Source organism: Thermomonospora catenispora, assembly GCF_006363815.1.
GTDB lineage: Bacteria > Actinomycetota > Actinomycetes > Streptosporangiales > Streptosporangiaceae > Thermomonospora > Thermomonospora catenispora.
The window spans coordinates 1-9,008 of record NZ_RRYT01000063.1 but is presented as its reverse complement, the minus strand read 5'-3'; the positions used below and the strand labels follow the sequence as shown (position 1 = coordinate 9,008).

Below are 9,008 nucleotides of genomic sequence, written 5' to 3'. Positions count from 1 at the left end.
GGGCAGCCGAACACGGCGCCCCCCGCCCACGGCGACCGGCCCGCAGCCGGCTCCCCCGCCGAGCCGCCCACGACGTCCGACGCGCCGCAGCCCGCGGAGGCGGCCGCCGCGGGCACGGCGGAGCCGTCCGCGTCGCCGTACGCGCTGGTGCCGGCGGCGCCCCCGCCGGCGGTGGTCGTCCCCACCGGGGACGCGCCCGGCGTGCCCCCGGCCTCGACGCCGCAGCAGCCGCCGGCCGAACCGCAGGAACAGCACCAGCAGCAGTCGCAGCCCCAGCAGCCGCAGCCCGCCGTCCCGGCGGTGCCCGAGCAGCAGCCGGTCGGCCCGCAGCTGGCGGCGGAGGCGCTGGTCCGCCGGCAGGTGCACGGGGACTCGGCGCTCAAACGGGTCGGGCGCGGCATGCGCAGGGTGGTCGGCGCCTCGGCGGCCGGGGACGCCCGGCTGCAGGAGGACATGGCGCAGCGGCTGCGGTCGCCGGTGCCGTCCTGCCGGCGCATCGCGGTGACCTCCATCCGCGGCGGCGCCGGCAAGACCACGGTGGCGGCGCTGCTGGCCTCCACGATCGCCGAGTACCGCGAGGACCGGGTGCTGGCGATGGACGCCGACTCGGGGCTGGGTTCGCTGCCGCTGCGGCTGGGCGTCCAGCCGCAGTACTCCATGGGGCAGCTCGCCGCGGCCCGGCCCCGCACCTGGGAGGAGACGGCGCGTTTCCTGGCGCCCGCCGAGCACGGCCTGTGGGTGATGTCGGGCTCGGCGCGCGGCCAGGTCACCGAGCTGGAGCTGGAAACGTTCCAGACCGCCGCCTCCGGGGTGGGCCGCTACTTCTCCGCCGCGGTGATCGACTGCGGGGCGGGCATCGTGGCGCGGCTGCAGCGCGGCGTACTGGCCGCCGCGCACGCCCAGGTGTTCGTCACGCCCGGGACCGTGGACGGCGCGATCAGCGCCCGGCAGACGCTGAGCTGGTTCGTCGGCAGCGGATACGAGGACCTGCTGCGGCGGACCGTGGTGGTGCTGGTGACGCACTCCCCGCACGCCGGCGGCGACGCCGACCTGGAACGGGCGCAGCAGGTGCTCAGCGACGGCGGGATGCCCGTCGAGGTGGTGCCCTACGACCGCCACCTGGCCACCGGGACCGCGATCAGCCTGGACCGGGTGAGCGGCGCCGCCCGCGCGGCGGCGGGCCGGATCGCGACCGAGGTGTTCGTCCGGTCGCTCAGCGGAGGAGCGTTGTGAGCACGGATCTGGTGGCGCTGACCGGCGACCGTCCCGACATCGTCGCCGTGGTGGAAGGGCTGGCGCCGCGGCTGAAGATGGCGGTCGGCGCGCAGCCCGACGGCTGCCGGCTCTATGACGAATCAGGCCGGCTGGTGATGATCGCCGCCGAGCCGCTGCTGGTGGCCGTCCCCGGCGAGGTGGAGCGGCTGCTGGGCGGCCAGGTGTCGGTCGCCCCGCCGGTGTGGTGGACCGACATCAGGGCCGCCGCCGACCTGCCCGACGCCCACCAGGCGGCGCGGGCCTGCGCCGAGGAGCTGGTGGCCCGGCACGGCGGGACCGTGTGGAGCGGAGCGGGCCGATGAGCGCGGTGCTGGACGTGATGACGCCGCAGGCCATGGTGGTGCTGCAGGACCGCCCGGTGGCGGCGCTGACCCCGTGGCTGGCCGAGGCGCTGGGCGAGTGCGCCTCCTCGGGCCGCACCCTGCAGATCGTCACCCCGGCCACCGCCCGGCTGTCCATGCCGCTGCGGGTGGCGGGCGCGGCCGTGCAGTGGGTGGTGCGCGACCAGGGCGGCTACTACGAAGGGCTGACCGGCCGGCCGCTGCAGTGGGACGGCCGCATGTTCGCGCCGGTGCCGCAGGCCCGCGACTACGCGCCGGGGTTCGTGACCCGGCCCACCGGGCCGATCGGCACCCAGCTCACCCTGACCTACCGGGCCCGGCACCTGCCGCAGGAGCCCCTGGGCGGCCAGGTGGAACGGCTGATCACCATGCTGACCGGACGGCCCCCCGTCGGCTGGGGCGAGGCCGAACCGGCCGGCCGGCCCTGGCAGCGGGCCGAGCTGAACACCCGGGTCCGCGAGCACGGCGGCACGCTGCGGCTGGTGGTGGTCGGCTCGGGCGGCGGCCGCACCGCCCAGGCCATCGTGGAGTTCTCCCAGGGCGGGGCGGCGGAGGTGACCACGCTGACCGTCGGCCATCCCCCCGCCGATCCGCCGCAGATCGCACAGCTCCCGGCGCTGGTGGAGTCGCTGGTCGCCGACCAGCCGGTCTCATCGCTCCTGGCGCAGCTCAGCCCGGGCCGCGTGGACGTCACCTACGAGCCGCGCTGGACGGGTCAGCCCGCGCCGATCGGGATGGCGGTGGCCGGGGAGCGCACCGGCCCGTCCGGCATCCCGGCCCGCAAGGCCGGCACGATGACCTGGTTCGAACTGGGCGACGGCCGGTCCGCGGACGGCTGGAAGCGCCACCAGGAGCTGCTGCGGCACCTGACCGGCTGATGAAGCGGCCGGCCGCCTCCGGCCGCCGACGGAACCCGATCAACCCGGTGTAGGGTGGGTCCCCCCTCCGTCCGGTCGGTACCGTAATCCGGTGGTGCACGCCCCCGCCGTCGAGAGGAGACCCCCTGGAACCCGGTACTGAAGCGCTGTCCGCCGACGACCCCACCGTCATCGGCCACTACCGGCTGCTCAGCAAGCTGGGGCAGGGCGGCATGGGCGCGGTCTACCGCGGCGTCGGCCCGGACGGCCGGCCGGTGGCGGTGAAGGTCATCCGCAAGGAACTGGCCACCGACCCGGCGTTCCGCGCCCGATTCGCCGACGAGGTCAGCAACGCCCGACGGGTGGCCTCGTTCTGCACCGCCCAGGTGCTGGACCACGGCGAGGCCGACGGCGTCCCCTACATGGTCACCGAGTACATCGAGGGGCCCTCGCTCAGCGACTACATCTCCGAGCACGGGCCGATGCCGCTGGAGCCGTTGAAGGCCCTGGCGGCGGGCATCGCCACCGCCCTGGTGGCGATCCACGGGGCGCGGCTGGTGCACCGCGACCTCAAGCCGTCGAACGTGCTGCTGTCGTCGACCGGCCCCCGGGTGATCGACTTCGGCGTGGCCCGGGCGGTGGACTCCTCCACCCACCACACCCAGACCGGCTTCATCGTCGGCAGCCCCGGCTGGATCGCGCCCGAGCAGGTGTACGAGGGCACGGTCGACACCGCGGCGGACATCTTCACCTGGGGCTCGCTGATCGCGTTCGCCGCGACCGGCCGGCACCCCTACGGCAGCGGCAACCTGATGGTGCTGGCCACCAGGGCGCACCGGGGCGAGCACGACCTGACCGGGGTGCCGGAGGAGCTGCTGCCGCTGATCACCCGCGCCCTGGACCCCGACCCGGCCAACCGCCCGACCGCCGAAGAGCTGCTGGTGGCCCTGGTCGGGGACGAGGGCGACCCGCAGACGGGAGCGCAGCGGCTGGTCACCTCGGCCTGGACGCCGAGCATGCTGCCCCCGGCGGTGTTCCAGCAGCCGTCCACGCCGCCGCCTCCACCGACGCCCTCGGCGCCCCCGAGCCCCTCGACGCCGGGCGTCCCGCCGTCCCCGGGGCCGACCACCCCGCCCCCGATGCACATCACGCCGCCGCCGTTCCCGGCGCCCTCCCCGATGGCGCCCCCCGCGCCGGCGCACACCCCCTCGACGCCCCCGCCCTCCCCGCCGTCCACGCCCCAGCCGTGGACGGTGCCCGGACCCGGCCCCCAGCGCCCCTCCTCGGGCTCGAACGCGGCGGCCGCCCTCATCGTGATCTGCGCGGTGATCCTGCTGCCCGTCCTCGGCATCGGGGCGTACGCGCTCATCTCCACGAGCTCTCCCAAGGGGGCCCACGGACCGACCGACGAGCCCGTGATCGTGCCGCCGCAGTCCAGGATCACCACCCCGAGCGCGGAGCCCACCGTCCCGCAGACCGACGAGATCGTCGCCCTGCCGGGCTCCCTGTGCGAGACCATCGCCGACGCGCGCCCGGCCAAGGCGCGCAACCTCCCGCGGAAGAAGAGCAGCACCGACAGCTCCACCGACCGTTACTGCCGCTGGGAGTCGCTGACCACCACCCGCGCGGCCAACCTGGCGGTGCAGATCGAAGCGGTGAGCAAGCTCGGCGACAAGTCGGGCGAGCAGCGGGCGCGGGAGGACATGGAGACCAACTGGGAGCACCTCACCGACCCCCAGTACCACCGCTCCCCGGAACGGCTGCGCGGCCTGGGCGACGAGGCCATCGTCGCCAACCAGATCAGCCCGATCATCGCCGGGCCCAGCGAGGACAACGTCCGCGCCTACTGGATGGGCGGCGCCAACCTCTACGTGCGCTACCGCAACGTCATCATCGAGGTCACCTGGGTCGCCGCCGACTACCCCGCCTCAATCCGCGGCAACCGGACCCTGCGGGGCACGAACCTGCCGTACGCGTCCGCGAAGCAAGAGGCCATCAGCCTGGCCCGCCTGGTGCTCAAGGAGATCCAATGACGCGCGCTCCCCGGCCTTGACGGGCCGGGGATGCAGCCCGTGCCGCGCGTGCGGCGCCTCTGCGGCTTCCTGTCCCCTCGGGTCCCGCCCCGCACCGGGCGGCGGGTCTCACGCTCCCTCCGCAGGCGTCCGGCCCCTCCGCCCGCCCGGCGGCGAGGGCTGTGTGCGCGGCGTCGACGTTCCGGTCGTGGGCGATGCCGCACACCGCACACGTCCATGAGCGGACGTGCACGGGCTTAGGACCGTCGAGCAGCCTGTGAGCCGAGCAGGTCCGCGAGGGGGTGCGGATCGGCCGACGCGGATGAGCGTGCGCCCGTGCCGGGCGGCCCTTGACGAGACCGCCGGGCCGTCGCCCCGAAGCATGAGGCCCGCCGCCCTCGGACGGGGAAGCGCCGTCCGGGACGGGTGAACCCGTCGTCGCACGGACGGCCCGGGGTGCCGCGGGCCGGCGATTCCGCACGGCGGACGACAGGCCGCGGGCCGGTCGACGGCCCAAGGCGGCAGGCCGACCGACCGCTCTCAGGCGACCGGCCGATTCATGAGGAGGGGGCAGGGCTCCCCGTCGGCGCCCGGCGTCCGGCGGCCGGCGGCGCGACGGCGCACCAAGGCGCTCACCCGGCGTCCCATGGTCGGTGCGCCGCAGGGCCGTCAGGGAAGAGAAGTGTCCGCAGGGCGTCGGAGGAACCCACAGGGTTCTCGACGAGAGCTCCGAGAATGTCGCCCGCCCTGGCATTGGTCGAGCGGGAGCCGGAAACCGGCGAGCGAAGCGGCTGGGCCCCTCCTCGGCGTCCCTTCCCGATCGGGCAGGGCATGCGCGCACACCCCGCCCGATCGCCGTGACCGGCGGCGTCCGCCCTGCGGTCCACGAAGCCGATCATGTTCCGTCGGCACCGTCGGCGTTCGCGGCGGCGCTCGGTGTCAGGAGTGCGGTGGCGGGGTCTGACCCGGGCCGGAGGGAGCGTCGCCCGGCGGGTAGGCGGAACCCGACCCCATCGACGGCGGCGGACCGTAGGCCGGCGGCCCGTACTGCTGAGGCTGCTGCGGCTGAGGCTGGCCGGGATTCGGCTGATAGGGGGCCTGTGCGGGCATCGGCCCGGTCCCCATCGACGGATGCGGTCCGGTCTGCTGGCCCGGGTGAGGCGGCATCGACCCCTGGTAGGCCATGCCGGGATGGGGCGCCGCCGGTCCCTGGGCGGTGGAGAACGCCGGAGCGGCCTGCCGACGACCGCGACGCCGAGCGAAGAACCCGCCGGCCACGATCAGCAGAATCACCGCGCCGACGGCTCCGTAGACGATGAGGTCCTTCGAGTCGCCGGACTTCGCGGCGTTCGACGCCGACGACTTGTCATCACCGGACTGCCGCCCCTGGTCACCGGAGTCCGCCCCAGTGCTCTTGAGCCACTGGTCGTACTCCTCGAACACCGGATTGCCGGTGTTCTTGGGCACCTCACCGCTGAAGATCAGCCGAGGCCTCCAGATCCCGTAACCGCTGGCGTCGTCCCGTCCGGGCTGCCCGATGTCCTTGGCCGAAGCCACCACCTGCCGGACGACCTCACGGTTGCTCATCTGCGGATACTTCGACCGGATCAACGCGATCGCCCCGGAGGTAAATGCAGCTGATCCACTGGTTCCCCCGCGCGACTGGAGAATCTTCCCTTCCTTAAGAAGGCCTATGAGAGGAGCACCAGGGGCAGCTACATCCACATAAGGTTGCCGCTGCGATCCTTGCCAGGGCTGATTGTTAATGGTAGTAGCACCTACCGCAAGAACACCCTTGCAATTAGCAGGAAACTCCGACTGATTGCTGCTATCCCCCGTATTTCCAGCAGCTGCAACAATAATGGCGTCACGCTCAATCGCATAACGAACAGCTTGCTGCAAATCATCTGGACACGGAGCGGGGGCACCTTGAGATATGTTTATTACTTTAGCGCCTCGATCGACGGCAAAACGTATCCCCTTAACAATAGCCTCTGGGCTCTTCGTTACCACCGGAAGAATTTTGGCCTCAGGAGCTATACCTAGGAATCCGGTGTGCGTACCACGCGACGCTATCGCCGTTGCTACACCGGTACCATGGCCATGATTCTCTTGATCCATGTCGACACGGCCGTCACCACTATTCCACTGGAAATCAGCGCCCGGAAGCACCGCTCCAGCCAAATCCGGCAGGCTCGCTTCGACCCCGGTGTCCAACACCGCCACCGTCACACCGGCGCCCTTGCTATGCGGCCATAGATGAGTTTCGATCCCCCAGGTGGTGAACCACCACTGTCCGGGCAGCGGTTTGGTCACCGTCGCCGCAGCTCCCGGAGCAGCCGCAGCCCCCAGCAGGAGCATCGCCATGGCCGACATGAGCATGGGACGACCCCGTGGCCGAAGCATGGCACCTCGCATGTCGCAACCGTTCGCTCAACAGTACGGGCAGACCAGGGTCCCACCTGGTCTGCCCGTCTCACAACCGATGTGGCCTGTCCAGTGATCCACTGGACAGGCCACGCCTGAACCTTGATCGCCGTCCCTGCGGACGCACCGCGCGGAATGGCGATGCAGTCATGTCACTCGATCACTCCGGGAGTGACGCCGTCCCCGTCGGTCCAGACTTCTTCGTCCTCGCTGAGCCAGGTGGTGCGCTCGTACTCCTCGTCCCTGCCGCCCTTTCCGGCACCGGCACCAGCGCCCATGGGCATCCCCATGCCGGTGAGGCCACCGCGACCGGCACCGGGGCCACCAGGACCGCCAGGCCCACCGGGCCCGGTGGGGCCGCCGATCACACCGCCACGGCCCAGGGCACCGGCGGCAGGCGCGGGCATGACACCCGGGCCAAGACCGCCGCCGAGAGCACCGGGGGCACCGCCCGGGCCGCCGGGAAGGGCACCGCCTCCGGCGCCGAGACCAGGAGCACCCCCCGGACCGCCGGGGAACCCCAGGCTCGTCCCGCCGCCGGCGCCGGGGGCGACCCCGGCCAGGTCGGAGCCGATGCCGGAACCGGGACCGGTCAGATCCGTCCCACCCGGTCCTCCGGGTCCACCCGGCCCGCTCGGCCCGCCGGTGTCCGGAGAGTTCGGCCCGGGGAACTCCCTGTTGTCGATGACCCCGTCGAACTGCTCCGGAGTCAGCCCGCTCGGACCGCTCGGCGCGCTAGGAGAACTGGGAGTTCCGGGACTCCCGGGCCCGCCGGGCATGCCAGGGCCAACGGGGTTGGTGGGGTTAGTAGGCCTGGTGGAGACCGGTGGCTCCCAGGGACTGCGGTCACCAACCGTGGGCATGTCCTGCCGGATGCCGTCCGGGAACATGTCGTTGGTCCGCGTGGTGCCGGTGTTCACCTCGTCCATGCCATTGCCGGCACCGAAGTTGTTGGCCGCCGCCGGAAGGGTCCCCGACACCCGGACGACCTCGCGCACCCAGCTATCGGTGGTACCGCCGGTACCGTACTTCGACTTCCATTCCTTCTGCTGGGCGGCGTGCGAGCGGAGCGCCTTGCCGACCTGCTTGCTGCGGTCGCGGATCTCCTGGGCCTGCACGTAGGCCTTGTTCATCTGCTCGAGGGCCTTCTTGGCGTCCTCGCCGCCCCACTCGCCGTGCAGCTTGTAGCCGATCTCCCGCAGCAGGTTGACGGTGGTCTCCATCCGGGAGGCCACCTTCTCATAGGCGTTGGCACCGGACTCCACCTTGCCGGGGTCCATCCCGTCGACGATCTGGCGGAGCTTGTCGAACTGGTCCTGCCAGATCTTGAGGGAGTTCCACCCGCCGATGCCCTCGTTGCTCGAGTTGACGTTATGCCGGATCTGGTGGGTCGTCATTTACCGGCACCCCAATCCTTCCGCCGTCCCGCGCCGCTCATCAAACCAGCGAAGGGCTGTTGCCACCACCACTGTTGATGTTCCGCAGGGTCTCCTGGTTGCGGTCCTCGGCACGGTCGTAGTTCCTGGCCGAGGCGTACAGCCCGTTGATCACGTTCTGGTACGCCTGGAGGAACTGCGAGATCGTGCTGCTGACATGCGTGCGAGCGCTCTCGACCGTGCGGCTCAGCCCGTGCCCCGCCTGGTAGTTGCCGATGTGGCTGCTCCTGGGTGACGCCTCGTCGATGCCCTCGACGAGGTGCTCGTTCCTCAGACTGTCCAGGTCCTTCTGGAGCGCATCGGCGAGCTTGCGGAGCCGGTCGCGGCTGATCTCGATTTCCTTGGACTGCGCCTTGGGCAGGTTGTGCACACCCATCCGTTCACCTCCTGTCGTTCGCCGCCGACGCGGCTGGTCACTTGAGCCTTCACCGCAGTGGAGGTGGGTCGTCTCCCCTGGACCCGGCCGGTTGGTGAAGGCTCACCGCCCCCGGGACTGCCGCGGGTCGACCGCGAACCGCACGGCGCCCGACCCGGAGAGCCCCGGCCGTTCCCCGTGACCGGAACTCTCCGGGTCGCAAGTCCAAGCCCCCGGGCATGGATCGGCGGGCGTCGGTCGGTGGTTGGGTCAGCCGCTCCAGATGCCGGTGTTCGCCCGCTCCG

The 9,008-nt window shown here is 72.1% G+C and carries 7 protein-coding genes; 4 read left to right on the top strand and 3 right to left on the bottom strand.

Annotation, left to right across the window (positions count from 1 at the left end):
• The 4 genes from EIO00_RS23570 to EIO00_RS23555 form a co-directional block, all read left to right on the top strand.
• Positions 1-1,233 (top strand): MinD/ParA family ATP-binding protein (locus EIO00_RS23570; RefSeq protein ID WP_140182569.1); only part of this gene is annotated, 1,233 nt, incomplete at its 5' end.
• Positions 1,230-1,577 carry a hypothetical protein gene (locus EIO00_RS23565; RefSeq protein ID WP_140182567.1) on the top strand — a complete coding sequence of 116 codons (348 nt, stop codon included), beginning with the start codon at positions 1,230-1,232 and terminating at the stop codon, positions 1,575-1,577. The genes EIO00_RS23570 and EIO00_RS23565, both read left to right, overlap by 4 nt.
• Positions 1,574-2,494, top strand: a complete 921-nt coding sequence (locus tag EIO00_RS23560; RefSeq protein ID WP_140182565.1) for a DUF6177 family protein — start codon at positions 1,574-1,576, stop codon at positions 2,492-2,494. The genes EIO00_RS23565 and EIO00_RS23560 overlap by 4 nt, the downstream gene beginning before the upstream one ends.
• An 86-nt stretch (positions 2,495-2,580) precedes the next feature.
• The gene (locus EIO00_RS23555) at positions 2,581-4,506 is read left to right on the top strand and encodes a serine/threonine-protein kinase (RefSeq protein ID WP_338325949.1); all 1,926 of its coding nucleotides are present in this window, start codon (positions 2,581-2,583) and stop codon (positions 4,504-4,506) included.
• Positions 4,507-5,424: 918 nt separating this feature from the next.
• Here EIO00_RS23555 and EIO00_RS23550 read toward each other — a convergent pair.
• The 3 genes from EIO00_RS23550 to EIO00_RS23540 all read right to left on the bottom strand — a co-directional run bounded on the left by EIO00_RS23550 (position 5,425) and on the right by EIO00_RS23540 (position 8,724).
• Complete coding sequence (locus EIO00_RS23550) at positions 5,425-6,846, bottom strand: S8 family serine peptidase (RefSeq protein WP_241661559.1); 1,422 nt, start codon at positions 6,844-6,846, stop codon at positions 5,425-5,427.
• A gap of 218 nt (positions 6,847-7,064) precedes the next feature.
• Positions 7,065-8,309 carry a WXG100 family type VII secretion target gene (locus EIO00_RS25750; RefSeq protein ID WP_140182559.1) on the bottom strand — a complete coding sequence of 415 codons (1,245 nt, stop codon included), beginning with the start codon at positions 8,307-8,309 and terminating at the stop codon, positions 7,065-7,067.
• A gap of 40 nt (positions 8,310-8,349) precedes the next feature.
• Positions 8,350-8,724, bottom strand: coding sequence for a hypothetical protein (locus tag EIO00_RS23540; protein WP_140182557.1), 375 nt, complete (start codon positions 8,722-8,724; stop codon positions 8,350-8,352).
• Positions 8,725-9,008 lie beyond the last annotated feature (284 nt).

What these genes read in the sequence shown, in the direction of transcription:
- EIO00_RS25750 (WP_140182559.1), bottom strand. Translation starts at nt 8,309, where the DNA reads ATGACGACCCACCAGATCCGGCATAACGTCAACTCGAGCAACGAGGGC.
- EIO00_RS23550 (WP_241661559.1), bottom strand. Translation starts at nt 6,846, where the DNA reads ATGCTCCTGCTGGGGGCTGCGGCTGCTCCGGGAGCTGCGGCGACGGTG.
- EIO00_RS23560 (WP_140182565.1), top strand. Translation starts at nt 1,574, where the DNA reads ATGAGCGCGGTGCTGGACGTGATGACGCCGCAGGCCATGGTGGTGCTG.
- EIO00_RS23540 (WP_140182557.1), bottom strand. Translation starts at nt 8,724, where the DNA reads ATGGGTGTGCACAACCTGCCCAAGGCGCAGTCCAAGGAAATCGAGATC.